This is a genomic window from Paenibacillus sp. HGH0039, from assembly GCF_000411255.1.
Classification (GTDB): domain Bacteria; phylum Bacillota; class Bacilli; order Paenibacillales; family NBRC-103111; genus Paenibacillus_F.
On record NZ_KE150412.1, the window covers coordinates 3,149,906 to 3,174,470 of the forward strand.

19 protein-coding genes are annotated in these 24,565 nt (G+C 51.6%); all 19 read left to right on the plus strand.

Annotated features, from left to right (window positions below; all coding sequences use genetic code 11):
- Positions 1–3 precede the first annotated feature (3 nt).
- The 19 genes from HMPREF1207_RS13825 (at position 4) to HMPREF1207_RS13915 (ending at position 24,237) form a co-directional block, all read left to right on the plus strand.
- Positions 4–1,518 carry an NADH-quinone oxidoreductase subunit N gene (locus HMPREF1207_RS13825; RefSeq protein WP_009677049.1) on the plus strand — a complete coding sequence of 505 codons (1,515 nt, stop codon included), beginning with the start codon at positions 4–6 and terminating at the stop codon, positions 1,516–1,518.
- Between the two features lie 136 nt (positions 1,519–1,654).
- Entirely contained in the window at positions 1,655–4,207 is a 2,553-nt protein-coding gene (locus tag HMPREF1207_RS13830; RefSeq protein WP_009676970.1) for a S8 family serine peptidase, read from the plus strand.
- Positions 4,208–4,211: 4 nt separating this feature from the next.
- Positions 4,212–4,463: a DUF1146 family protein gene (locus HMPREF1207_RS13835; protein ID WP_009677070.1), complete on the plus strand. Its 252-nt coding sequence runs from the start codon at positions 4,212–4,214 to the stop codon at positions 4,461–4,463.
- Between the two features lie 165 nt (positions 4,464–4,628).
- The gene (gene murA / locus HMPREF1207_RS13840) at positions 4,629–5,951 is read left to right on the plus strand and encodes a UDP-N-acetylglucosamine 1-carboxyvinyltransferase (RefSeq protein ID WP_009676982.1); all 1,323 of its coding nucleotides are present in this window, start codon (positions 4,629–4,631) and stop codon (positions 5,949–5,951) included.
- 225 nt (positions 5,952–6,176) lie between these two features.
- Positions 6,177–7,217 carry a stage II sporulation protein D gene (gene spoIID, locus HMPREF1207_RS13845; protein WP_009677053.1) on the plus strand — a complete coding sequence of 347 codons (1,041 nt, stop codon included), beginning with the start codon at positions 6,177–6,179 and terminating at the stop codon, positions 7,215–7,217.
- Positions 7,218–7,294: 77 nt separating this feature from the next.
- Positions 7,295–8,041: a M23 family metallopeptidase gene (locus HMPREF1207_RS13850; protein WP_009677013.1), complete on the plus strand. Its 747-nt coding sequence runs from the start codon at positions 7,295–7,297 to the stop codon at positions 8,039–8,041.
- A 198-nt stretch (positions 8,042–8,239) separates the two neighbouring features.
- Positions 8,240–8,530, plus strand: a complete 291-nt coding sequence (gene spoIIID, locus HMPREF1207_RS13855) for a sporulation transcriptional regulator SpoIIID (RefSeq protein WP_009676986.1) — start codon at positions 8,240–8,242, stop codon at positions 8,528–8,530.
- A 167-nt stretch (positions 8,531–8,697) separates the two neighbouring features.
- The gene (locus HMPREF1207_RS13860; RefSeq protein ID WP_009677017.1) at positions 8,698–9,699 is read left to right on the plus strand and encodes a rod shape-determining protein; all 1,002 of its coding nucleotides are present in this window, start codon (positions 8,698–8,700) and stop codon (positions 9,697–9,699) included.
- Positions 9,700–9,708: 9 nt separating this feature from the next.
- Positions 9,709–10,527, plus strand: coding sequence for a flagellar hook-basal body protein (locus HMPREF1207_RS13865; RefSeq protein WP_009677055.1), 819 nt, complete (start codon positions 9,709–9,711; stop codon positions 10,525–10,527).
- A gap of 76 nt (positions 10,528–10,603) precedes the next feature.
- Entirely contained in the window at positions 10,604–11,473 is an 870-nt protein-coding gene (locus tag HMPREF1207_RS13870; protein WP_016423743.1) for a flagellar hook-basal body protein, read from the plus strand.
- A 29-nt stretch (positions 11,474–11,502) separates the two neighbouring features.
- Positions 11,503–11,760 (plus strand): DNA-directed RNA polymerase subunit beta, encoded by a 258-nt coding sequence (locus HMPREF1207_RS13875; RefSeq protein ID WP_231392080.1) that lies wholly within the window; start codon positions 11,503–11,505, stop codon positions 11,758–11,760.
- Positions 11,761–11,876: 116 nt separating this feature from the next.
- Positions 11,877–12,431 (plus strand): CDP-alcohol phosphatidyltransferase family protein, encoded by a 555-nt coding sequence (locus HMPREF1207_RS13880; RefSeq protein ID WP_009677052.1) that lies wholly within the window; start codon positions 11,877–11,879, stop codon positions 12,429–12,431.
- A gap of 201 nt (positions 12,432–12,632) precedes the next feature.
- Positions 12,633–13,061 (plus strand): 3-hydroxyacyl-ACP dehydratase FabZ, encoded by a 429-nt coding sequence (gene fabZ / locus HMPREF1207_RS13885; RefSeq protein ID WP_009677001.1) that lies wholly within the window; start codon positions 12,633–12,635, stop codon positions 13,059–13,061.
- Between the two features lie 45 nt (positions 13,062–13,106).
- Entirely contained in the window at positions 13,107–14,801 is a 1,695-nt protein-coding gene (locus HMPREF1207_RS13890; protein ID WP_009677009.1) for a phospho-sugar mutase, read from the plus strand.
- 99 nt (positions 14,802–14,900) lie between these two features.
- A complete protein-coding gene (locus HMPREF1207_RS13895; RefSeq protein WP_016423744.1) occupies positions 14,901–16,964 on the plus strand; it encodes a DUF5693 family protein in 2,064 nt (687 codons plus the stop codon).
- Positions 16,928–18,076, plus strand: a complete 1,149-nt coding sequence (csaB, locus tag HMPREF1207_RS13900; protein ID WP_009677090.1) for a polysaccharide pyruvyl transferase CsaB — start codon at positions 16,928–16,930, stop codon at positions 18,074–18,076. Before HMPREF1207_RS13895 ends, csaB begins: the two co-directional genes overlap by 37 nt.
- Positions 18,077–18,091: 15 nt before the next feature.
- Positions 18,092–18,871, plus strand: a complete 780-nt coding sequence (locus HMPREF1207_RS13905) for a WecB/TagA/CpsF family glycosyltransferase (RefSeq protein ID WP_009677062.1) — start codon at positions 18,092–18,094, stop codon at positions 18,869–18,871.
- Positions 18,872–18,989: 118 nt separating this feature from the next.
- Entirely contained in the window at positions 18,990–20,102 is a 1,113-nt protein-coding gene (locus HMPREF1207_RS13910; RefSeq protein WP_009677093.1) for a glycosyltransferase family 4 protein, read from the plus strand.
- Between the two features lie 265 nt (positions 20,103–20,367).
- The gene (locus HMPREF1207_RS13915) at positions 20,368–24,237 is read left to right on the plus strand and encodes an S-layer homology domain-containing protein (RefSeq protein WP_009677080.1); all 3,870 of its coding nucleotides are present in this window, start codon (positions 20,368–20,370) and stop codon (positions 24,235–24,237) included.
- The last annotated feature ends 328 nt before the right edge of the window (positions 24,238–24,565 follow it).

Here is a 24,565-nt window from a genome sequence, read left to right on the forward strand (position 1 = left end):
AACGTGGAACCGATACGAATTCATGTACAGGATTTAACGCATCTGCTCCCGGAAATGACGCTGGTGATCACGGCTATCCTGCTGTCGGTGCTCGACCTGTTTTTGCCGAAGGGGGTCAACCGGAAATGGATCGGCTGGCTTTCCCTCGCCGGTATTGCGGTCTCTATCGCCTTTGTCATTGCCCAGCTTAATCCCGGTCAGGGAATTGTGCTCCTTAACGAAAGCTACCGCGTAGACGATTTCGGAAACCTGCTGAAACTGGCGTTCCTCGGCGGAACCGCGCTGATTATTCTGATGAGTCTGGGAAGCGTGGAAGACGGGGAGATACCGCATGTCGGGGAATATTATTATTTCCTGCTGCCGGCTGTGCTGGGTGCCATGGTGATGGCTTCCTCCGCCGATCTCATCACGCTATTCGTAGGGTTGGAGCTTCTGAGTATTACTTCTTACGTGCTTGTCGCCATGAAAAAGAAAAACACCCGGTCCAACGAGGGCGCCTTCAAGTATGTCATATTGGGCGGAATATCGTCCGCCGTTATTTTATACGGAATGTCATTCCTTTACGGAATTGCGGGAACAACGAACCTGGGGGCGATACAGGCGGCCATCGTCGCAGGTTACGAGAGCTACAAACCGCTCCTGTATGTATCTTTCTTCCTGCTCTTGGCGGGATTCGGTTTCAAAATAGCGGCCGCGCCTTTCCACTCGTGGGCACCGGATGTTTATCAGGGAGCCCCGACACCGGTCGCCGCTTTTCTCGCCGTTATATCCAAAGGGGCGGCTTTTGCCATCCTGTTCAGGGTCTTTTATGTGCTTCTTGCCTTAGGACAGTTCGGGGACGAAGGGCTTCAGAAGGACATCTTCCTGGCCCTGTCGGTGGTAGCGGCAACCGCCATGATCTGGGGCAATACAGTCGCGCTGCGGCAAAAAAACGTTAAACGGCTGCTGGCTTATTCCGGAATTGCCAATGCCGGTTATCTGCTTGTTCCTTTGGCCGTCCACATCAACCTGGTGCAGGTGGATAACTTTTCCAAATTTTTCTTTTATCTGACTGCCTACATTCTGATGAATATCGGTGCCTTCGCGGTCCTTCTGATTATAGAAAGATCGACCGGAGACGAGGAGATTAAAGGGTTTGCCGGTCTTTATTACCGTGCCCCCTGGACTTCTGCGGCCGCTGTCATTCTTCTTCTGTCGCTTGCGGGTATTCCGGTTTCTGCGGGTTTTTTTGGAAAATTGTATGTGCTGTTTGGCACCATGCAAGCGCATCTGTACTGGCTCGGTGCCGTTATGATGATCACGAGCGTCATTTCGTTTTATTATTACTTCGGCATTATCCGGCAAATGTTCATGCGCGCTGACCTTGAAGACCGGCCCGTAAGCGTGCCGGTCCCCCTCGGAATCACCCTTTGGATATGTGCCGGCTTGACGTTATTGCTGGGACTCGTTCCCGGATATCTGCTCGCTTATATCGATCGGATATTCAGTTTGACTAGGGACCTCCTAATCCTGTCATAAATTTGATATAATATAAGCTTCTCCGCTGTTTGGGCAGTGGAGGGGCTTATTTTTATTGTTTTTATCTTCGATTAGACGGCGTAAAACTATCCGGGCTTATTATTTTTTTTAAAATGACCGAAAGAGGACTCTCTAAATGAACCGAAAATTTCGATATAAATGGATGTATGGATGGCTCGGGATTGTACTGCTCGTATGGACCGTCGGCATATCGAATGTACAGGCGTATCCGGTTTCCAGCGATCCTTTGCGGGTGAAACAAACCTATTTGGATGACATACATATGGATGAAGGCTGGGCGCAGGCAGGCGATAGCGATGAACCCGTCATCGTGGCGGTCGTGGATACGGGCGTCGATCTGACGCATCCCGATCTGGAAGGCAGACTCGTCCCCGGAGCGAACCTGCTTAATCCGCAGGAGAAGCCCCAGGACGATAACGGCCACGGTACGAACGTGGCCGGGATTATCGCCGCCAAGATGAACAACGACAAAGGCATCGCCGGCATCGCGCCCAACGCGAAAATTATGCCGATCAAGGCATTGGAAGCGGACGGTACGGGCGGGGAGACCAAGCTCGGCGAAGGCATTCGTTATGCCGTCGATCACGGAGCCAAGATCGTCGTGCTCTCGCTGGGCTTGAACAAATATTCAAGCTTCATGGCCGGCACGGTCCGCTACGCCGAGGAGCGCGGCGTGCTTCTCGTCGCCGCCTCCGGCAACGAAGGCGGCAGCGTGAAGTATCCCGCCGCGTACCCGACGGTGCTCGGGGTAGGCGGCATGACCTCCGCGCGCCTCGCGGACGACCGGTCGAACTACGGACCGGATCTTGACCTCGTGGCGCCTTGGCAGGTGTACACCACCGCCAAAGGCGGAGGCTACGAGAGCAAGGAGGGCACGTCGATGGCCGCTCCGCAGGTGGCGGGCGCTGCGGCGCTGTTATGGGGCCGCGCCCCTTACCTGGAGCCCTGGCAGCTCAGGGAGCTCATCAAGCAGACGGCGGAGGATCTGGAATCGCCCGGATGGGATGCGACAACAGGCTTCGGGCTCCTGCGGGTAGACCGGCTGATGAAGGAGCCGCTTCTGAGCGACCGTTTCGAGCCGAACGACGATTCGGGTCATGCGCCCATGCTGCCCGTACACACTCTCATCCATGCGGATTTCAGCTCCGGCAAAGATACCGATTGGTTTACACTGGATAGTCCTTACGACGGTTTTGTGAAGCTTGTCTTAAAAACAAGTGACGCTAGTCCTGTTTCTATTCGGTACTTTCGGGATAATAAAGAGGCAGAAGAGGTTTTCACCACGGACCCTCAGAATCCGGTTGTGACTCTGCCTGTTCAGAAGGGAAAGAGCAAAATCGCGGCAAGTCTTCTGGATCCGGGTAGAGCAGGGGCAGTCCTGTATACGCTGCAGACCGATTTCCAGATTTATCAAGACGCTTTTGAAGATAACGACCATCAGTATAAAGCGACTTCCCTGCCTGCGAGAAGCCAGATTGTGAAGGGCACCTTTCATCAGGAGAACGATCAGGATTGGTTTATGATTTCTTTTAAGAAATCCGGTACTCTCCGCTTGAAAACTTCCGTGGATACCGCTAGAATAGACCCGGTAGTATTGATTCAGAAAAAGGGAGAAAAATCGACAACTTTTGACCAGTTTGGAGAAGGAGCGACCGAGGCGACCCCTCTTATGAATGTCACGCCAGGCGACTATTACATCCGGATCAGCAATGTGAAGGACAATACGCAGCCGGTGATGGGGGAGTATACGCTATCGGTTGATTATACACCTAAGCTGATTGACCCGAATGAACCCAATAATAAGCCCTACCAGGCTACGACACTGACACTTCATGAAGATCGTCCCGGCGTTATAGAGAGTGCTTCGGATTTGGATTGGTTTCAATTCCGGCTGGAGCAGGAAAGTCTGGTGCAGCTGAAGTTCGGCTCTCTCCAGCGGGGATGCGATATGGCGTTCACGCTGTACGATCACACCCTGAAGGAGCTCGACAGCAAGAGCAGCGAAGGGTCTGCCGAGAATCTCGTTCTTGACAGGCGCTTGCCGGCAGGCTTGTATTATATCAAGCTGCAGAGTGACAGGGCTGCGACTCAGCAGATGTATCAGCTGAATGCGGCCGCACAGCCTCTCGTTGCCGGATTTTCCGATATTCACGGACATTGGGCCGAGAAGGCTATCGCAGACCTGGCCAGCAGGCATGTTATCGACGGAGACGGGAGCTACAAATTTTACCCTGACCTGCCGATCACCCGCGCACAGGCCGCTGTAATGCTGGCGAACGGATTCCGCCTGGATAAGAACAGGCCGGTCGATTATCCGGATCTCAGCAGCAGCCATTGGGCCTATGATTCCATTGCAAGGACAACAATGGCCGGTTACATGGACGGGTATGAGGATGGGCATTTCCGGCCGGATCAGCCTCTGACCCGGATGGAAATGACGCAAGTGATTGCGAATACGATGCAAATGGCAGGCAAATACCGCGGGCGTTCTCCTTTCTTGGACGTTAACGACCGGTATTGGGGCGTCGGCATTCTGAAGCAAATGTCCGGGGACGGCTGGATTCGGGGATTCCCGGATGGGACTTACCGCCCTGACAATCAAGCGACCCGGGCCGAATTTGCAGCCCTTTTGTCCCGGTTTTCGAATGTTTTCGGGAGGAAGAGGTAGAAACATGTCGAATATGGAAGAACTGACAACTGTTGTTCCGCAAATGCCCCTGATCAATATTGTTGTATATTTAGCCGCCGTGGGACTGTCGTGGTGGGCACTCCAGCAGTTCCGATTCGACGTGCTGCTGAAGCAGCCGCGAAGTCCCGCAGCCAAGATGCTGCAAGTGTTTATGTCCATCGGACTCGGTTACCTGGTAGCCAGTTTTTTCTTGAAGTATCTGGAATGGTCTGTAGGATTAAACGGAATTTTTTGACATTTTGTCGAATAACATCGCTTAGACTTGTAAACAATGGTAGTACAACGGTGCCAAACCCAGACCCCATTCCGAACTGTATGAATGGTGTGTTCATGACGACATAGACCGACAGTCACGTTTTACCCGATTTAGAACGATAAATTAAGACGCGGAGGGACCGAGATGAGCAAAATTATCGTCCGCGGTGGCCGTAAATTAGCCGGCAAGATTAAAGTTAACGGCGCCAAAAACGCTGTACTGCCCATCATTGCGGCATCAATTTTGGCTGCGGAAGGAGAAAGTGTCATACATGACGCTCCTCCGCTTGACGATGTACTTGTAATTAACAAAGTACTTAGAAGCCTGGGCCTGCAGCTCAGCTATCATAATCACAGCGTGAAAGTAAACGCTCAAGCGATCGAAACGTGCGAAGCTTCTTACGAGCTCGTTCGTAAAATGCGGGCTTCTTTTCTCGTGATGGGACCACTTTTGGCCCGCCTGGGCAAAGCCCGTATCTCCCTTCCGGGGGGATGTGCTATCGGCACGCGCCCGATCGACCAGCACCTGAAAGGCTTTGAAGCCATGGGAGCGGAGATCGAGCTGGGTCAAGGCTACATCGAAGCCAGGGTGGAGAAACGCCTCAAAGGCGCGAAGATCTACCTCGACGTCGCTAGTGTAGGCGCTACCGAGAACATCATGATGGCCGCTACTCTGGCCGAGGGCACGACGATTATTGAAAACGCGGCGAAAGAGCCCGAAATCGTCGATCTGGCCAACTACTTGAATGCGATGGGCGCAGTTGTCCGGGGTGCCGGTACCGGTGTCATCCGCATTGAAGGCGTGGAAAAAATGAAGGGCGCGGTACATAGCGTCATACCGGACCGTATCGAAGCGGGTACTTATATGATCGCCGCTGCGATTACACGCAGTGAACTGTACGTGGAAGGCGCCATCGGCGATCACCTGCGCCCTGTGATTTCGAAGCTGCAGGAAATGGGCGTACACGTGGAAGAGGACGAGAACGGAATTCTCGTCCGTGCCGACAAACCTTTGCGCGCGGCCGACATCAAGACACTGCCGTATCCCGGCTTCCCCACGGATATGCAGTCTCAGATGATGGCGCTCCAGCTGGTTGCGGACGGCACGAGCCTGGTTACCGAGACGGTATTCGAGAACCGGTTCATGCACGTGGACGAATTTATGCTCATGAACGCCTCGATTAAAGTCGACGGCCGTACGGCTGTCGTGAGCGGCAGCAATAAGCTTAAGGGCGCCAAAGTTTGTGCGACCGACCTCCGCGCGGGTGCCGCTTTGATTCTGGCCGCTCTTGTAGCCGAGGGAGAGACCGAGATTACCGGACTTCACCATATCGACCGGGGATACGTGGATATTACCTCCGCGCTCCGTTCAGTGGGTGCCGATATTCAACGGGTCGTCCCGCAGGAAGAAGAACAGGAGATACCGCAAGAAATCGGACTGTTCGCCGTTCAGCCCACCTGGGCTTAAGCACTGTGCTTTCATGATCCGTTAAAGGATCCAATCAGATATAAGGAAAGCCGGCTCTCCTATCGGAGGGCCGGTTTTTTCGTTCTAATCTAGTAAATACCTTCATAAGATGAGAGTAATCCCGTTCCGCAGAGAGAGGACGATTGGAGCATCCATTCCTTAAGGGCGGCTCCTGGCTATCCTTCTCGATACTAAGACGGAACGGAACATTTACGGAGGCCATCTATGAACTTTAAGAGACGTTCAAAGCTCAAACAGCCGGCACTGCTTTGGACGGGCATTGCGGTTTCGGGTTTGCTGCTGGTCACCGTTTTGCTTCCCGCCGTGGTCGTCAAACAGCAAACCGGCACTTTTGCGGATCCTCATGACACCGAAGCAGTCTCTTCATCCGCCGGCATGGTTATGGTTCCGGTCTACCTCTCCAAGCAGAAGCAGATTCAGACGGTAAGTCTGGAGCAGTATGTGAAAGGAGTTGTGGCGGCGGAGATGCCTGCGGAGTTTTCGGAAGAGGCTCTCAAAGCTCAGGCGATTGCGGCGCGTACTTATATCGTACGCCGGATTTTAACGGGAGATTTCAGCAACGTCCCCGTCAAGGAAGCATGGGTCACGGACACGATTCAGCATCAGGCCTACCTGACCGATGACCAGCTTCAGAAACAATGGACAGGCAAGGCGTACGAGTCGAACAGCAAAAAGATCGACGCCGCCGTAAAGGCTACGGCCGATCTCATTCTTACCTACGAGGGGAAGCCCATTCAGGCCACATTTTTCTCCACTTCCAACGGGTATACGGAGGATGTCCGCAATGTGTGGGGGTCCGATGTTCCTTATCTGAAGTCGGTCAGCAGCCCATGGGACGAGAAGCTTTCGCCCAAATTCAAACAAACCGTAACCCTTTCCTATAAAGACATTCTTCAAAAGATGGGGCTTCCGGCTTCATCGTCCTTAAATTTGGGCAGCATAAAAGTTCTGGAACGGACGGAATCCAAACGGGTCAAGACCGCCATGATAGCGGGCAAAGCATTTACGGGAAAAGAAATAAGAGAGAAACTGGGTCTCAACTCTACCGATTTTGAAGCGGCTTTGAGCGGATCGGATTGGACATTTACGGTAAAAGGGTACGGACATGGAGTCGGAATGAGCCAGTGGGGAGCGAACGGAATGGCCAAAGAAGGAAAGAAAGCCGCGGAAATCGCCTCTTATTATTATCCCGGCGCAAAGCTGACTTCCGCTTCCACTCTACTGAACAAGAAAACTCAAAAATAAGACCTGCTAGAATTTCTTTAGGGCAAATGTATAAAACTCTCAAACGTGTCAACAATGGTTATTGAGGTGATAACCATATGAGAGATGGTAAACAAGAGTTTCAGAACAAGGAAGAAGCTCCCCAAACTGTAACGGGAGCAGGAAATGTCCCTAACTCCGCATGGAAGAGATTTTTGGCCAAAAAGTGGGTTTTCCCGGCAACTTATGTAGCGGCAGCGGCAATTATCTTAACCTTAATGTGGGTCTATCAGGATGCGGTTAAGAAACCGGTCGCAACGAATACGCCGGCTGATTCCGTTCAATCCGATAAACCTGCTGGTGAAACGGCTAACAAAGACAATGCCGTTCCCGTAGGTGCCAAAACCGAAAGCATTCAATGGCCGGTAAAAGACCGCAGCCAAGTAACGATTTCGCTTCCGTCCTACGACAGCAAAGGCAGCAATGAAGCCAAGCAAGCGGCGATGATCGAATACGGAGATACGATTACCCCTCACGTGGGCGTCGATCTTGTCCGTGCAGACAAGCAGGCGTTTGATGTAAGCGCGGCCCTCAGCGGTAAAGTAACCGCGGTGGACAAAAATCCGGTTGTAGGCAATCTGGTCGAGATTACGCACGACAACGGGCTTGTAACGGTTTATCAAAGCCTTGGAGAAGTGAAAGTAGCCAAAGGCGCCGCCGTTAAACAAGGCGATGTTATCGCACAGGCCGGCCGCAACGAGCTGGAGAAGGACCAAGGCGTCCACCTTCACTTTGAAGTACGCAAAGCGGAAGACGGCACAGCTGAGCTGCCGGAGCAGCTGCTTCCGGAATTCAAACCGCAATAAATCTTTACCATATCGGCGGATGGGGAGAACCCTATCCGTCTTTTTTTGCCTGCATGCGGAAAACGTCCGGGGGACTAGCTTTCACCTTGTCCGTCAAAATAATTGGACGGAAATAGCTTGTCAGCGGCGGAAACAACGAATATTAGGCCCTACCCCTCATATAATGTACCAAACTATCCGAGTAGGGAGGCGAGGGGAGTGCACGATTACATCAAAGAGCGAACCATTAAGATCGGAACTTGCATCGTTGAGACGAGAAATACGGTTCGCACCATAGCGAAGGAGTTTGGCGTTTCCAAAAGCACGGTGCACAAGGATTTGACGGAGAGACTGCCGGAAATCAACCCGGAGCTGGCCAATCAGGTCAAAACGATCCTCGAATACCACAAATCGATCCGCCATCTTAGGGGAGGGGAAGCGACCAAAATCAAATACCGCAAGACCAAACCTGTCAAATCCGCTGAACCGCTTGTTACGGTTAAATCCTGACTCCCAAGCCCGCCCTTCCTTCCGGAAAATTGTCGAAATTGTCCCGAAAAAAGAGGAATTTCTGTTTTTTTCTGCGAAATTAGCTTATAATGAAAAATATGTATACTATTCGAAGCACCGCTTCAGTTTATGGGGATGGACGGTTAGTTTAGGGAGGATTATTTTTCATGTTAAGTAAGGATATCGGAATCGATTTGGGCACTGCGAACGTCTTGATTCATGTGAAAGGACGCGGCGTAGTGCTCGATGAGCCCTCGGTTGTGGCGATCGAAAGCGATACAAAACGCGTTCTAGCGGTCGGTGAAGAAGCCAGGAGAATGGTAGGGCGTACGCCCGGTAACATCGTGGCTATTCGCCCGCTTCGCGAAGGTGTAATCGCCGATTTTGAAATTACTGAAGCGATGTTGAAACATTTTATTTCCAAAGTTGGGGGCAAAAGCTGGTACTCACATCCTCGCATCCTCATCTGTGCGCCTACCAACATTACCTCTGTGGAACAAAAAGCAATTCGGGAAGCGGCTGAACGCAGCGGCGCACGCGAAGTGTTTATGGAAGAAGAACCGAAAGCCGCTGCAATCGGCGCCGGAATGGATATTTACCAGCCGAGCGGCAATATGGTCGTTGATATCGGTGGAGGGACGACGGACGTGGCCGTGTTATCCATGGGTGATGTCGTCACCTCTTCCTCCATTAAGATCGCCGGCGATAAATTCGATACGGCGATTACCAAGTACATCAAGAACAAATACAAATTGCTGATCGGCGAACGCACCTCCGAGGACATTAAGGTCCAAATCGGTACGGTACAAGCCGACAGTGTTCAGAATGAAATGGATATCCGCGGCCGGGACATGGTATCCGGTCTTCCTTTGACGATCACGATTCGCTCCAGTGAAGTACAGGAAGCTCTGTGGGATCCGATTTCTTCTATCGTAACTGCCGCAAAAAGTGTATTGGAACGTACACCTCCGGAACTTTCTGCCGATATAATAGATAGAGGGGTTATTTTGACAGGTGGCGGTGCCATGCTTCACGGTCTGGATCAGCTTCTGGCGGACGAGCTCAAGGTTCCCGTTCTGATTGCGGAAGACCCGATGCACTGCGTCGTCAAAGGTACGGGCATTATGCTCGACAACCTGGACAAAGTGACCAAACGAAAATTCGTATAGAGGTGACTCATGCTTAGGGGATTATACACGGCGGCATCCGGCTTGACCATGCAGCAGCGTAAACACGATACCGTGACGAACAACATTGCCAATCTCAATACACCGGGCTTCAAACAGGAAACCACTTCGGCGCGTTCCTTTCCGGAAGTTCTTATCTCGCGTATCCGCGGGGGAGAAGCCGGGGACGGTACCGTGGTGAATGTGGGCAGAATGAATACGGGCGTATTTGCCGAGGAAACCGCCAGACTCATGGCGCAGGGTCCGCTTCAACAAACGGGAAATCCGCTTGATTATGCGCTTGTTTCCGATATTCAGGTAAACGGCTTGAAGTTCGACAACGGCGGTAAGGCTGTAGGCCCGGACGGTACGGTCGTTTACCAACCGGAAGCGTTGTTTGTGGTCGAGAATCCGCAAGTTGCGGGCGAACGCCACTATACGCGCAACGGCAAATTCACGGTGGATGCGGAAGGTTTCGTCGCCAATGCGGACGGTTATCGTCTTGTGGCGGCTAACGGCCAGACAGTCCGTTACGATCCGGCCAATCCGCCCATTCCGCTCGTGATGAAAGTCCAGAATCCGAATGTGCTTCTTCCGGAGGGCAACGGGCTTTTCACGGTCGGCGCGAATGACGAAGGACAAGTTGTGGCGCTGGCGGCAGGAGATCAAGTTGAGGTCCGCAAGGGTTTCGTGGAACGCTCCAATGTGGATCCGACTCAAGCGATGGTCGATATGACGACGGCAGCCCGTGCCTATGAAGCCAACCAGAAGATGGTCCAATTCTATGACCGCAGTATGGACAAGCTAGTAAATGACGTGGGCCGGGTATAAGCAGTGGGCATGATAAAATCCCTCTCAGGGAATGCTTTCGAAGCAGCTTTCTCCGGAAAGCTTGGAGGAGATCACGATGAACAACTCGATTATTAACGCATCGGTCACGATGCAGGGCCTGCAGCAGAAGTTGGATGTGTTGGCTAACAACATGGCGAACGTCAATACCGTCGGATACAAGAAGAAGGAAGCCAGCTTCGAGAATGTACTGACGAACACCATGAATCAGCCGCAAGGTTTTATGAAAACCGGACGGATGACTTCTCTCGGGTTTCCTCAAGGCTGGGGCGCCAAGCTGGTCGGCCTGCAGAATATTATGACGCAGGGAAGCCTGAAACCGACGGATGAGCCGTTCGATCTGGCTATCGAAGGGGATGGTCTGTTCGAGGTGACCATTCCCGGTTCCAACACACCGGCTTGGACCCGCGACGGGGCTCTTAAGCTCAGCGCGTACAACAAAGTGGACCCGGCTACGGGCAATGTGACCAAAGCCATGGGGCTTGCCACCAAAGACGGTTACTTCGTAAAGGACACGGCCAGCAATCAGCCGATTGAGATCGCGATCGATCCGGCCGATCCGACCCTGCAGAACAGCCGCGTTCGCGTGGATGAGCAGGGGCGGGTAGTGGTTTACAACGAAGCCAACCCCGCGAGTACGGGCAGACAAGTCGGCCAGATTAAGCTGGTCAAAGTCATTAATCCGCAGCTGCTCGGCGAAGCCGACGGCAACTACTTCCGTCTTCCGGCGAACGTGGCACAGAATAACGTTTTCGCGGCCAATACGGACGGCGTAACTGTCAAGCAGGGCTTCCTGGAGCAGTCCAACGTGGATCTGCAGCAGGAAATGTCCGAACTTGTTATGATTCAGCGTGCTTTCCAATTGAATTCAAGAGCAATCTCCTCGGCGGATACGATGATGGGGCTCGCTAACAACTTGCGCGGCTGATGCGTGAAGGAGGGGCGATTCTCGTGTCCATGGAAGAAGAGAGCAAGGAGACGGAAACAGCATCATCTACGCAGGCTAAAGAACCGGACACGGGCAAACCGGGAGGGACTTCAAGATCCGCGGGGGCGCTTCGCGTCCTGAAGAAACTGCGCGTTCCGCTCATTTTTTTGGGAGCCTTGATTGTCGGGCTTTGGATCGGGTATTCAGGAATCGGCGGTCAGCCGACTTTAGACATATTCAGAATCAGCACCTGGAAACATCTCTTCGATTTGGTGTTTGCAGACTGAGCGTGGGCTCCCGCAAGGGAGTTTTCTTTTTGCCCGGAGAAACGGTATAATGGAAACCAATGAAAATGAGAGGAATCGCGCCTGTTCCAGCTTTAGCCGTAGAAAGGGAGAGACGATTGAATTTACCGAATCTGCTTACCATAAGCCGTTTTTTTCTAATTCCCGTCTATCTGTACATTTTCTATGCAGGCTATACGAAACTGGCTTTTCTCGTTGTCGTCCTAGCGGGCATAACTGATATCGCAGACGGATATATCGCCCGCAAACGGAATCTGGTTACCCAGATGGGCATTATGCTCGATCCGCTTGCGGATAAATTGATGATGATCGCGGTCATCATCTCCCTGCTCAGCTCCGGGATGATTCCCTGGCTGGCCGCAGCGGCTTTTTTCATCCGGGATATCGGCATGATCGCAGGGTCGGCTTTTTTTCATTTCCGCGGCAAACAAACGCTTCCGGCCAACGCCATGGGCAAGCTGACGACGGTCCTGTACTACCTGGCTGTCCTGCTTATCCTCTTTCACGTTCCTTATGCAACGGAATACCTGGCGGCCGTCATCTTGTTTTCTTTCGTCACCTCTATTATTTACGTGGCCCAGTTCAATACGGTCAATCGTAAAACCAGGCGATTAAGTACGGAAGAGATAAGTCCGGTAAAAAAAGGGTCGTAAAGACCTTGTTCGAACCTTGAAAAATTGTTTATAAAGGATAGGGAAGCAAAAAAAGAGCATATTCCACGACCATTTCGGTGGCCGCAAAATACGCTCCCTTATATCAACCTTCACTTCTGCAGCGGTGAAGGGATAGGGTTAGTGTGAGTTGTTTCAAACCAAAATATACAAACGGAAAGCGTCGGAAGGAGCAAGATTGCAATGTTGGACAACAAGCAGATTCAGGAGATTATCCCGCACCGCTACCCCTTTTTGCTGGTAGACCGTATTTTGGAGGTAGAGGACGGCGTCCGTGCCGTGGGCCTCAAAAACGTAACGGCGAACGAACCTTTTTTCCAGGGACATTTTCCGGGCTATCCGGTTATGCCGGGCGTTCTTATCTTGGAGGCACTCGCACAGGTCGGAGCGTTTGCGATTTTGAATGTGGAAGCCAACCGCGGGAAAATCGGTCTGCTGGCCGGTGTGGATGGGTTCAGATTCCGCAGACAGGTAACTCCTGGCGACACGCTGACGCTGGAAGTGAAAATCACCCGCTTGAAGGGTACCATAGGCAAAGGCCAGGCGACCGCTAAAGTCGGAGAAGAGCTGGTAGCCGAAGGTGAAATCATGTTTGCGCTGGCAAACGCCTAACCGGATAAAAAAGATCCTATCATTTTAATAAGGGGACGATGAACGATGACTCGTGTACAGAATCTTTATGAAAAATGGTTGCAGGACCCGTCTATCGACGAAGAAACGAAAAAAGAGCTTCAATCCATTGCAGGACAGGACAAAGAGATCGAAGATCGTTTCTACAAGGATCTTGAATTCGGAACCGGCGGTCTTCGCGGCGTAATCGGCGCGGGTACGAACCGGATGAACCTATATACGGTAGGAAAAGCTACGCAGGCACTTGCTGAATTCGCTTTGAAAAACGGGGGAGCTCATCCTTCCGTTGTGATTGCGTATGATTCGCGCCATCAGTCGCCGGAATTTGCTTTGGAGGCTGCGCTTGTTCTTGCGGGCAACGGAGTGAAGGCCTATGTGTTCGAGTCACTGCGACCGACGCCGGAGCTTTCTTTTGCCGTGCGCGAGCTGAAAGCTTCCGCCGGAATCGTGGTAACGGCCAGCCACAACCCTCCGGAATATAACGGGTATAAGGTATATGGAGCCGACGGTGGCCAATTGGTGCCGCACGATGCCGAACAAGTGCTTGCGAACATCCAGAAGATCAAGGGATTTGACAGCGTCCGCAAAATCTCCCGCTCCGAGGCGGAAGAGAAAGGACTTCTGGAATGGCTGGGCGGAGAGATGGACGAGAAATACTATGCGGCCGTTACATCCGTGAGTCAACATCCCGATGTTATTAAGCAAACGAGCGGAGACTTCCGTATCGTATACACCCCGCTGCACGGGACGGGCAACAAACCGGTCCGCGAAGCCCTCAAGCGCATAGGTTTCGAGCAGGTGCGCGTCGTGAAGGAACAGGAGCAGCCGGACAGCAATTTTTCTACGGTCAAATCGCCTAACCCGGAAGAGCGGGAAGCTTTCACGCTGGCTCTGAGAGACGCCAAAGAGTGGGACGCCGACATCATCGTGGGAACGGACCCGGATGCCGACCGGATGGGCGCAGTTGTGAAAGACGATAAAGGCGAATATTTCGTACTCACGGGAAACCAATCGGGCGCTATAATCGTCAATTATTTGTTGGGTTCGTTAAAAGAACGCGGACAACTGCCTTCTAACGGTGTCGTGATCAAGACCATCGTAACGAGCGAGATGGGAGCCGTTATTGCCGAAAGCTACGGGGCGAAAGTCATAAACACCCTGACGGGATTCAAGTACATCGGGGAGAAAATGACCGAGTTCGAGTCGACCGGTGAGCACCAATTCTTGTTCGGGTACGAAGAGAGCTACGGCTACCTGGCGGGAACCTATGCCCGGGATAAAGACGCGGTCGTAGCGGCCATGCTGATCTGTGAAGCGGCTGCTTACTACAAGAGTCAGGGTAAGACACTATACGACGTTCTGCAGGAGCTTTACCGCCAGCACGGCTTCTTCTTGGAGAAGCTGGAGTCCAAGACGCTAAAGGGCAAAGACGGCGTGGAGCAGATCGGACGGATGATGGAAGACTGGAGAAACAACCCGCCGGTTTCCATTGAAGGCGTGGAGGTTGCGGAAGTAGAAGATTACAGCCGCGGCATTAACGGGCTGCCCAAAGAAAATGTATTGAAATTCAAGCTCAAAGACGGCTCCTGGTTCTGCCTCCGTCCTTCCGGAACGGAACCGAAGATCAAATTCTACTTTGCGGTAAAAGGAACGACAGGCGACGAGGCGGCGAAACAGCTGGAAGGTCTGGTGCGCTTCGTTCTGGGCAGAGTAGAGCAGTAACAACCGAACCTCTCCAAGGCCCCTGCATCCATACGGTGCCGGGGCCGAGAGGTTTTCGGGTACAAATGACGCATGATTCAAGAAACGGAGTTGAACAGATTGGTACACAGGTATACTGCGGCAAACCGGTTGCTGCGCAAGCTTTTATGGTGGCTTGTCATTATCGGCCTTCTGGCTTCCCTGCCGCTTGCCTTCTTCCGCGAACAGACGGAGAAGTCCGCAAATCAAGTGGAGTTTGTGTTTGATTATCGTGACTTATTGGAGATGGCCGACGTGCGGCCGAATCCGCAAGGATTTGTTTCGGAACAGCTTCAGGCGATGAAAAAAGCCGGCATCGGATCGCTTTCCGTGTACGAATCGACGCTTTCCGAATTAAGATTGAGCCGACGTATTGAAGTGTTCTCCTCCAAGGATGCGACTTCTCTTACGCAAAAGCCGATCTCGCCGAACGAAAATTTTACGTATATCCTGTTCACCGATCCGGCATCAGAGTCCCAGATCAAACCGATGATCGAGACGGCTTTTAACAAGCTCGGTGTTAAGACAAGCCCATGGAGCTTCAAGAACCAGACGGGCATGATTATCGAAATGAACATGGAAGAAGCCAATATGAAGCCGATGGACCCGGATCCTATTGCACTTCAAATGATGAAGGATGAAGGCTTCCGTATCGTGGTACGTCTCGGCAACAAACGTGAATTCGTCACGAACGAGATGGATGCGCTGCTCGCGAAATTATACAAAATGGGTGCCCGCCGTATCATCATTGACGGAGATTACGCCCCGGGATACTCGGATGATCCTGAACAGGTCACTCTCCACAAGATGGGGATTCTGCTCAAAAAATACGATATGGGCCTGGCCAATATCGAGATGTTGAAACAACCGCAAAAAGGCTTCGGTTCTTTGGCCAAAGATACCGACTATAACGTCGTCCGCCTGCACTCTTTTACGGAGAAAGACGGCGAGAAACTGACGGAGAACCTGACCAAAGAGGATCAGGAAGCCCGTATTCAACAAACGGCGGACCGGTTTGTGCTGGCGGTTAAAGACCGGAATATCCGGATGATCTTCCTTAACGGACGCGCCGTCAAGAATCTGGACAAGGCAGCGATCCTCACTCCGCTGGATGGCCTGTACGAGAGCTTGAGCGGCAAAGACGGGGCGATTAAAAGGATCGAAGACGCCGGTTTCAAAGTGGAGCCTGCCAAGCAGTTCGACTACACGTACAACGCTTACCAGAATGTCGCCCGGTTCTTTACACTGATCGGCGGTGTCAGCCTGATTGTTCTGCTGATCGGCTACTTCGTTCCCGAAGCCATACTGGCGCTGTTTATCATCGGCCTGTTAGGAGCAGCTGGGTTGTTCTTAAAATCGCCGGATCTGTACGCGCAGGGACTTGCGCTCGCTTGTGCGATATCGGCCCCGAGCATCGCAGTAATCGAGGCGATCCGCTCTATTCAATCGGGCCGGGCAGCTAAGGCGAAATCGGCAGTCCTTTATGCTTTGGGCCTGCTGATTAAAACGACATTGATCTCCTTAATCGGAGTCGTTTACCTGGTCGGTTTGCTCAATCATATTTCGTACTTCTTGGTGCTTCAGCAGTTCCGCGGTGTCAGCCTTCTGCACCTGCTGCCAATCGCCATTGTCGGTCTCTACCTGCTGTTCTTCCGGGAAACCTTAAACTATCGGGAACGCGGAGAGCGGGTAAAGAAGCTTCTTTTCACTAACATTAGCGTGCTTTGGATAATTGCTGCAGCCGCGGGGGCCGGAGTGATCTACTACTACCTGTCGCGTACGGGCAATGAAGGTCAAACTTCAGCGATTGAGCGTTATCTCCGCTCCTTCTTGGAAAATACGCTGGGTGTTCGCCCGCGGAATAAAGAATTTATGTTGGCACACCCGCTCTTCCTGCTTGGAGCTTATCTGTCGGTCAAATACCGGAACGCCGTTTATTTGCTGCTGATCGGTGTGGTCGGACAGTTGTCCATCGTGGATACATTCGCACATTTGCACACGCCGCTTGAGATCTCGGGCATCCGGATTACGTACGGAATCGTATTCGGCGCTATGATCGGACTCGTGCTGATCGCCGTCTGGGAAATTGCATCAAGGAGTTGGAAAGCATGGGCCGCGAAATCGGGCACAAGAGCAAACGGTTAGTTGTTTCGGGCTATTACGGTTTTGACAACAGCGGGGACGAAGCCGTTCTGCAATCGATTCTTTTTGCGCTAAAAGAACAGGGGGAGACGGCAGGCATCCACATCGAGCCTGTTGTGCTGTCCGCCAATCCCCAGCGTACAAGGGAGATGTACGGAGTCGAAGCCTGCCACCGGATGAAGGTGCCGGATTTGTTCCGGGCGATCAAATCGTCCGACGGACTGATCAGCGGCGGCGGAAGTTTGCTGCAGGATGCGACCAGCTCCCGCACCATTCCTTATTATCTGCTGGTCCTCAAACTGGCCCAGTGGATGCGTAAACCGACCTTTATTTATTCGCAGGGGATCGGTCCGGTGAATAATCCGCGCTTCTTTTCCTGGATCCGGTCCACTTTCAAAAAATGCGCCATGATCACGGTCCGCGACCAAGAATCCGCGGCTCTCATCGGGCGCATGGGCGTACCGGCCTCTTCGGTCAGCGTGGTGCCGGACCCGGTTATGGGGCTCCCGCTGCGCGGGGAGGCAGCCTCCGGCAAAGCCGGAACCGCCGCCGATGCGAGCGGCGAAACCGGCCGCGTTCCCGTCGTGGGCGTATCCGTTCGCTTCTGGAACGCGGACCGCTCCGAGCTGGACGCTCTCGCCGAGGCGCTGCGCGCCGTGATGGACAGACGCCGCGTCGAGGTGCGGCTTCTGCCGTTCCATCTCCCTTCGGACGAGGAAGCTTCCGCCTATGTGGCGGAGCGTCTCTCTCCCGCGGGAGAAGGCGGCGACGTCCGCATCGTGCGCGGCGTCACTCATCCGCAGGACATGCTCGCCGAGGTGAGCGCCTGCGATGTGCTCGTCGGCATGAGACTGCATTCGCTGATTTATGCCGCCTCGCAGTTCGTGCCCATGGTCGGCGTGTCCTACGACCCGAAGATCGACCAATTCCTCGCCCGGCTCGGAATGAAAGCCGCGGCATCGACGCAGAGCTTCGACGCCGCGGCGGTAGCCGCCGAAATCGGGCGGCTGCTGGACGGCCGCCGCGAGTGGGCGGAAGGCAAGCAAGCCGCCATCGACCGGCTCAAAAAAGAGGCGCAGCTGCCGGCGCAACAAATCATGCAATTTTACCGTTAAGAGGGATGAAGACCAATGACTGCTAATGCAAACGCAAACGCAAGCGTGCCGATTGTCCGGATCTACGGCGTTCCCGTTTCCAAAATGAACATGAAGGATACCGTCAAGTATTTGACGGGAGCGATCGAGTCCCGTATTCCGCATCAGATCATAACCGCCAATCCGATTATGATCATGTCGGCTCTCGAGGACCCGGCCTATATGGAGATGATGCGCAGAGTGGAGCTGATTGTCCCGGATGGCGCCGGACTGGTTTGGGCCGCCGGCTACGTCGGACAGCCTGTCGCCGAACGCGTTCCGGGCATCGACCTCATTCATGAGCTGATGAGAGCGGGAGAGCCGCGCAGATGGAAAGTTTACCTGTTAGGCACGACTTCGGATACAATTCAGGCGGCTGCGGCTAAACTGGCGCGCGATTATCCTCTCATTGATATCGTCGGTTTCAGGGACGGTTATTTCGGAGAAGCGGAAGACCGGCAGGTTGTGGACAGCATTCGGCAGCTGCAGCCGGACATCCTTCTCGTCGGCCGTTCTTCCTCGACGCAGGAACCTTGGATTTCGAAATACAAGCGGGACCTGGACGTTCCTGTTATAATGGGCGTAGGCGGAAGTTTTGACGTTTTGGCCGGTAAGCTGAAGCGTGCACCCAAGATTTTTCAAAAACTTAAGCTGGAGTGGTTTTACCGCCTGCTTCAGGAACCGTCCCGTTTCGGACGCATGCTGGCTCTGCCTAAATTTGCGTGGAAAGTGATTCGCGACAAAGAAAATGTGTTAAAAACCGATGAAAACCATTGAAAATTGGCGTTGTCCGTCTGTTTGGGTGTAAAATAGGACTGGTAATGTTTATAAAGTAGCAGTATAATTTTGTCGGCAGTACAAGTTACTTGCGACAAGAGGGGTTGAAAAACCGATTATGTATGGATTATATGTGCTGGGCTTTGTTGTATCCTGCCTGTTTGCACTGTTGTTGACCCCGCTGGTCAAACGTTTTGCCTTCTGGGTAGGCGCCATCGATAAACCGAATCACCGCAAGGTACATACGAGAATCATGGCGCGTATGGGTGGAGTGGCGATTTTCTTGGCTTTTGTCGGAGCATACTTTGTCATCTCACCGGCCTTGTCCGATGTTAACGGAAACGCGGCGCTGGCTTTGGTGCTCGGAGGATTTGTTATTGTGCTTACCGGCGCTCTGGATGACCGTTTCGAGCTTTCTCCCAGATGGAAGCTTCTCGGACAATTCGTTGCGGCCTGTATCGTAGTGGCATGCGGACTGAAGATCAATGAATTCAATGTCCCGTTCGGCGGACACTTCTCCCTGCCTGATTACGTGAGCATGCCTCTGACCGTTCTCTGGATCGTCGGGGTTTCCAACGCGGTGAACCTGATTGACGGTTTGGATGGTCTGTCCGCCGGTGTATCCGGAATCGGTACGGGTACTATTCTGGTTCTTGCGCTGCTGACACCGTTCAGCGATGCTTTTACCGTAATCTTGCTTTGTACGATACTTCTTGGAAGCATTTCCGGATTTCTGTTCTACAACTTTCATCCGGCCAAGATTTTTATGGGAGATTCGGGAGCCTTGTTCCTCGGTTTTGCCTTGGCTACACTGTCGATACTCGGGTTCAAAGTATCCGTCGTTCTCTCCTTGTTGACACCTATCATGATTCTGGGTGTTCCGTTGTCCGATACCTTCTTTGCGATCATGAGACGTTTTCTCAATAAGAAACCGATCTCGGAAGCAGATAAGAACCATCTGCATCACTGCCTGCTTCAGCTGGGTTTCAGCCACCGCACTACGGTGCTGATTATTTACGGAATTGCGGCGATGTTCGGTGCGGTAGCTATCATTTTGAATAACTACACGGATTCCGCCTGGTTGACGGTATTGATTGTCGTCATTCTGCTCTTTGTACTTGTAGTCGGCGCTGAAGCGATCGGCATCATCAGCAGCAGTCAGAAGCCGGTCATCCGCTTTCTCCAGAAGCTGCTCTTTAAACCTTCCGTGAACAGCCGTTTACCCAAATGACGGCACGTATTCCGGAATAGTTTTACTGAACTTATCCAATAAAATACCTAACCATTCCATCCGTGGAATGGTTTTTTTGTGCCTTTTTTATTCCAAAAAATGAGAAATGGCTAAACATTTCGGCGATCCGGGCCGATATTTAAAATACAACTGTTTAAAGGACACCAGGATTAGCTTCGCCTAATATCGGAAGGGGGCCCGCAGGCAGCAAGATTGTACGTTCCATTTGTAGATTTCATCCATTTATATAAGGAGGAGTTTTGTTTTGAAAAAGCATACCCGCAAATGGTTCAGCGTTCTCGTGCTCTTTTCGATGCTGATTAGCCTGCTTCCGCCTCTTACGGCTTACGCGGCTTCCACCATTTCCATCACAAACATGTACAACCAGACCGTAAATTTCGGTACGGACAAGGAAGCTCCACAGGATTACAACAACGTTACACGCGTAACACGCAATCCGTTCACTCTGAAGGCGAGCATTTCGAACATCAGCGATTCGCAGATCAGCTCGATCTACTATGAGATCATGAACGTTAATACAAAGCAGGTTACGGTGGAGAAATCCCACAAACCTACACAAACGGGCGCGAACGAGATTACGTTCTCGAATATCACGCTGTCCGAAGGACTTAACCGCATCATCGTAAAAATGGGAGATACCAACACGTTATCTTCCGCACCGGGCTGGATTTATTACACACCAACGACCAACCTGACTGATTTTACGGTAAATAACGCCGGTCTTGTTGACGGCAAAATTTATCCGGTTGACCGCGGCAACATCAAGCTGGGTGTTACGGCTGTCGACATTAAAGCCAAAGCTTCCAACGCTAACGAAGTGAAGGCTTATGAAACAGGCAGCACGGTTCCTAAAATCGGTATTTTGAACCGGACTGAGGGAATGGTATATTTCCGTGGGGGAGATGCCGCCGCAGGCTGCGGTTCCACGGGGGAAATTTGTTTGAAAGCCGGGGATAACCGGATTGTTTTCGATTCCAGCAACGATTCAAACTCCTACCAGACGGAAAAACGGTTCGTGTACGATAACGGCCAACCGTTTGCATTCGGGGTAGAGATGGGCGTTACGAGCGCGGGTACTACACAGTCTCTGCTGGACAAGCCTAACTTCGATGTAAAAGAACTGACGCTTAAAACAAGCCTTAAAGTTGACTATGATTCAACCGGCGCTCTGCGTCAGAATCGTGTTGACGTACTGATCAACGGACAGCAGGTGGCTGCGGGCCTTGATCTGAATACGCCAAGTAGCTCCGTAGGGGGCGCAGTCAAGAAATTTACTCCAAACTCCACGTTCACACGTGCCAATGAATATGCGGCTTATGATCTTGTTCTAGATCTGAACGTTGCCGGTCTGACTGATTGGACAGCGGCGCGTAATCCGCAAACGATTCAATTTATTTTCAAGGATGCAACAGGTTCGGCTGGACAAGGGGAGTCTTCGTATACCTTTAACTACACCAACCCGAACGAAGCCGGCATTCTCGATGTTTCGATGGTAACGGGCAAAGACGCCGCTACGAACACGAACATCTACACTTCTTTGACCGAGTCGGCAACGACCGAGGTTAACGAACTGCCGGTAGAAATGAAGATTAAAGCTAACGGACATACAGCTAAGATCAAAGTTTTCCTGGATGGCAAAGAATTCGCAGAGGTTGCTAATCCGTCTAACAATGAATTTATCTACAAACTGGAGAACATCACCGACGGCCAAAAAAACATCAAGTTTGTTCCGGTTGATGCTTCTGGCACGCTAGTTGAGAACGGAAGCCGTCAGTATACGATTCAAATTAACAACGCACCGTATATTATCGCGAATCAAATCGCTAGCCCGGGCAACACGGGCATCACGCTCCGTGACGTTAAACAACTGACTTGCGGATCCGATGTCGCTTGTCTTTCGGGTAAAGCAGTTAACTACCTGCCTACAGGCGCCGGTAACAAAGTCGAGCTTTATGTTAACGACAAAATGATCGAGCTTCAAGCGAGCGACTTTGACGCCAACCGTCAATTTAAGTTTGATCTGGCCAGACTGGGAACGAAATACGGCATTACGCCTGCCCAACTGTTCAGCGAAGGCGCTAACCAGATCAAATTCTTTATGTACGTAAACAACTCTCTGATCAGCAAGGCGATTTACAACGTAAACCTGATCACGGCTGAAGCACCGGAAATCGTTCTTTTCGTACCGAATGAAGATTCGGTTGGCAAGAGCAAGTTTCCGAAAGCTCAAAAGCCGGACATGTATGCCACGAATGAACGTACCGTTCAATTGAACGGAAAGTTCTTTAACACAACTAACGCAGGCAACGTTACGGTTTCCCTGAACGTGTACTCCAAAGATAAAGACGGCAATCCGCGCGCCGACTATCACGTGTGGAACAGCGTTTCCGGCTCCAGTACGAACGTAAGCGGAGGATTCTTCACCGGTATGCCTAGCTCCGGCGTTGAATTCAGAACGAATGCCATTAAGCTTCCTGAAAAAGGCGAAATGACGTTCCAGTTCACCGTTACGAACCAAGCTAACATGAGTGTTTCCAAAACGGTTACCATTGCACGCGAACCGCTTCCGTATGTCGTGAAAAAGCCGGTACTTATCGAGAACGAAAAGCATGAGTACCAAGCGAACATCAACAGCAACTTCTACACGATTGTGATCGACGCCGAGAAAGCGGACAGCGTTACTTTCGGTAAAGAGACGGCAAGCAAGCAAACCTTGAACGAAAACGGCCTCGATGTCGATCGTTTCTCTTATGAAGTGAGAGATCTCAAGGCAGGCAAAAACACGATCAAGTTCACGGTCAACCGTGGAACCTCGAAAACAAATGGTACCATCGTGCTTTACAACACAAATACACCGGTTGTCGGAGCTGAATATCTGGACGGTATGACCAGCAACTTCAATGTATTTAACGGTGACGTTAAACTGAAGTTCGATAAAGACACCAAACTTATGCGCTTTAAACCGACTTTCGATAACAATCAGTACATCACTGCCGACCGCAAAGTGTACTTCGGTATTGCAGATACTGTTGACGGCCGTGTAGACAAGATCAACAATCCATTCAGCAGCGACTATGCCAAGTCTTTACTTGCCAGAAAAGGCAAGGGCGATAACTTTAGCGCAGCGAGCAAATTGTTCTACATCGATTCCGGTACGATTCCCGAGAAAGCAAGCGGACAATCGACGGAAGATTACCTGCAAAACGCTCTCCGGGGAAGAGGGATGGAGCCGTTTGATCTTAAAAACAACTTCTATACCCGTTCCGTTGATCAAACTGTAGTTCCTACCAAACGCGGTACGCTGACTCTTAAGTTCGACCAAGCTATCCGTGATGACGCAGGTAAGTATATTTCCGTCTTCTTCTTTGATACGTATGAGCAGTACAACACATTAACAGGACGCGGTTGGGTTAATCTTGGCGGCGTTGTGGATGTGAAGAGCAACACGGTCACGGTTCCGTTTGAGAAATTCGGTTACTATCAAGTTATGTACATGGATAAGGGCTTCGATGATGTAACGGGCCACCCGTGGGCAAGAAATGAACTGGAAACCTTGTTCTCCAAAGGGATCATGAACAGCAAAACGAACTATTCGTTCAGCCCGAACGAACCGATTTCCCGTGGCGAATTCGCTACCATGCTCGTTCGCATTTTCGATCTTCCTTTAAATTACAGCGGCACGCCGACCTTTATCGACGTATTTAAGGTTGAAAATCTGTACGGATTGTATGACTTCAAGTACATCGAGACTGCTGCAAGAGCAGGTATCGTCAGGGGTACTGCGGGCAACCGCTTTAGTCCGGACAGCTCGCTTACTCGTCAGGATGCGTCCGTGATGATTGCCCGTGCGGCAGATTTGAAGCTGGGTACCGACAACAAAAAGATTCTTGCAGGGCTTCAAAAAACATTTACCGACGCGAATATAATCGATTATTATGCCCAGCCGGCCGTAGAGGCCGTTGTAAAGGCTAAATTGATCGAAGGCAAGCCTAACGTTCTTATCGAAGGCCAGAAGAAAGAAACGGTCCGTTTCGATCCGCTGGAAACCTTCACGAGAGCCGAGGCGGCTATTGTTGCGATTCGTGTCATGAAGCAGCAAGGCAAACTGAAGTAAGTGGATAACAGAAAAGACACGGCAGCCGATTGCTGTCGTGTCTTCTCTTAAATCAAGGCAATCCTTTTCAAAGTCTTCAAAATTGGACATCCCTCTTTATCCCAAGCTATAATACATAAGGGTAATAAAAAAAGTTACAAAAAGATTTCAAAAAAAATAAAAAAAATCGCAACAGCCGCAACTTTTTTCGAAACCGCTCGTTTAATACATTGGAAGAGCAAGAGAGCTCCAAAAACGCAAGGTTTTCTGGAATCATTTCTCAAAATTCTTCTTTACGTAGCAATAACGCCCATGTATAATATTTAAAGTGGTGTTAGATGTCTACATA

Coding starts and splice junctions, on each gene's coding strand:
- HMPREF1207_RS13830 (WP_009676970.1), top strand. CDS start 1,655: ATGAACCGAAAATTTCGATATAAATGGATGTATGGATGGCTCGGGATT.
- HMPREF1207_RS13835 (WP_009677070.1), top strand. CDS start 4,212: ATGTCGAATATGGAAGAACTGACAACTGTTGTTCCGCAAATGCCCCTG.
- murA (WP_009676982.1), top strand. CDS start 4,629: ATGAGCAAAATTATCGTCCGCGGTGGCCGTAAATTAGCCGGCAAGATT.
- spoIID (WP_009677053.1), top strand. CDS start 6,177: ATGAACTTTAAGAGACGTTCAAAGCTCAAACAGCCGGCACTGCTTTGG.
- HMPREF1207_RS13850 (WP_009677013.1), top strand. CDS start 7,295: ATGAGAGATGGTAAACAAGAGTTTCAGAACAAGGAAGAAGCTCCCCAA.
- HMPREF1207_RS13860 (WP_009677017.1), top strand. CDS start 8,698: ATGTTAAGTAAGGATATCGGAATCGATTTGGGCACTGCGAACGTCTTG.
- HMPREF1207_RS13865 (WP_009677055.1), top strand. CDS start 9,709: ATGCTTAGGGGATTATACACGGCGGCATCCGGCTTGACCATGCAGCAG.
- HMPREF1207_RS13870 (WP_016423743.1), top strand. CDS start 10,604: ATGAACAACTCGATTATTAACGCATCGGTCACGATGCAGGGCCTGCAG.
- HMPREF1207_RS13875 (WP_231392080.1), top strand. CDS start 11,503: ATGGAAGAAGAGAGCAAGGAGACGGAAACAGCATCATCTACGCAGGCT.
- fabZ (WP_009677001.1), top strand. CDS start 12,633: ATGTTGGACAACAAGCAGATTCAGGAGATTATCCCGCACCGCTACCCC.
- HMPREF1207_RS13890 (WP_009677009.1), top strand. CDS start 13,107: ATGACTCGTGTACAGAATCTTTATGAAAAATGGTTGCAGGACCCGTCT.
- csaB (WP_009677090.1), top strand. CDS start 16,928: ATGGGCCGCGAAATCGGGCACAAGAGCAAACGGTTAGTTGTTTCGGGC.
- HMPREF1207_RS13905 (WP_009677062.1), top strand. CDS start 18,092: ATGACTGCTAATGCAAACGCAAACGCAAGCGTGCCGATTGTCCGGATC.
- HMPREF1207_RS13910 (WP_009677093.1), top strand. CDS start 18,990: ATGTATGGATTATATGTGCTGGGCTTTGTTGTATCCTGCCTGTTTGCA.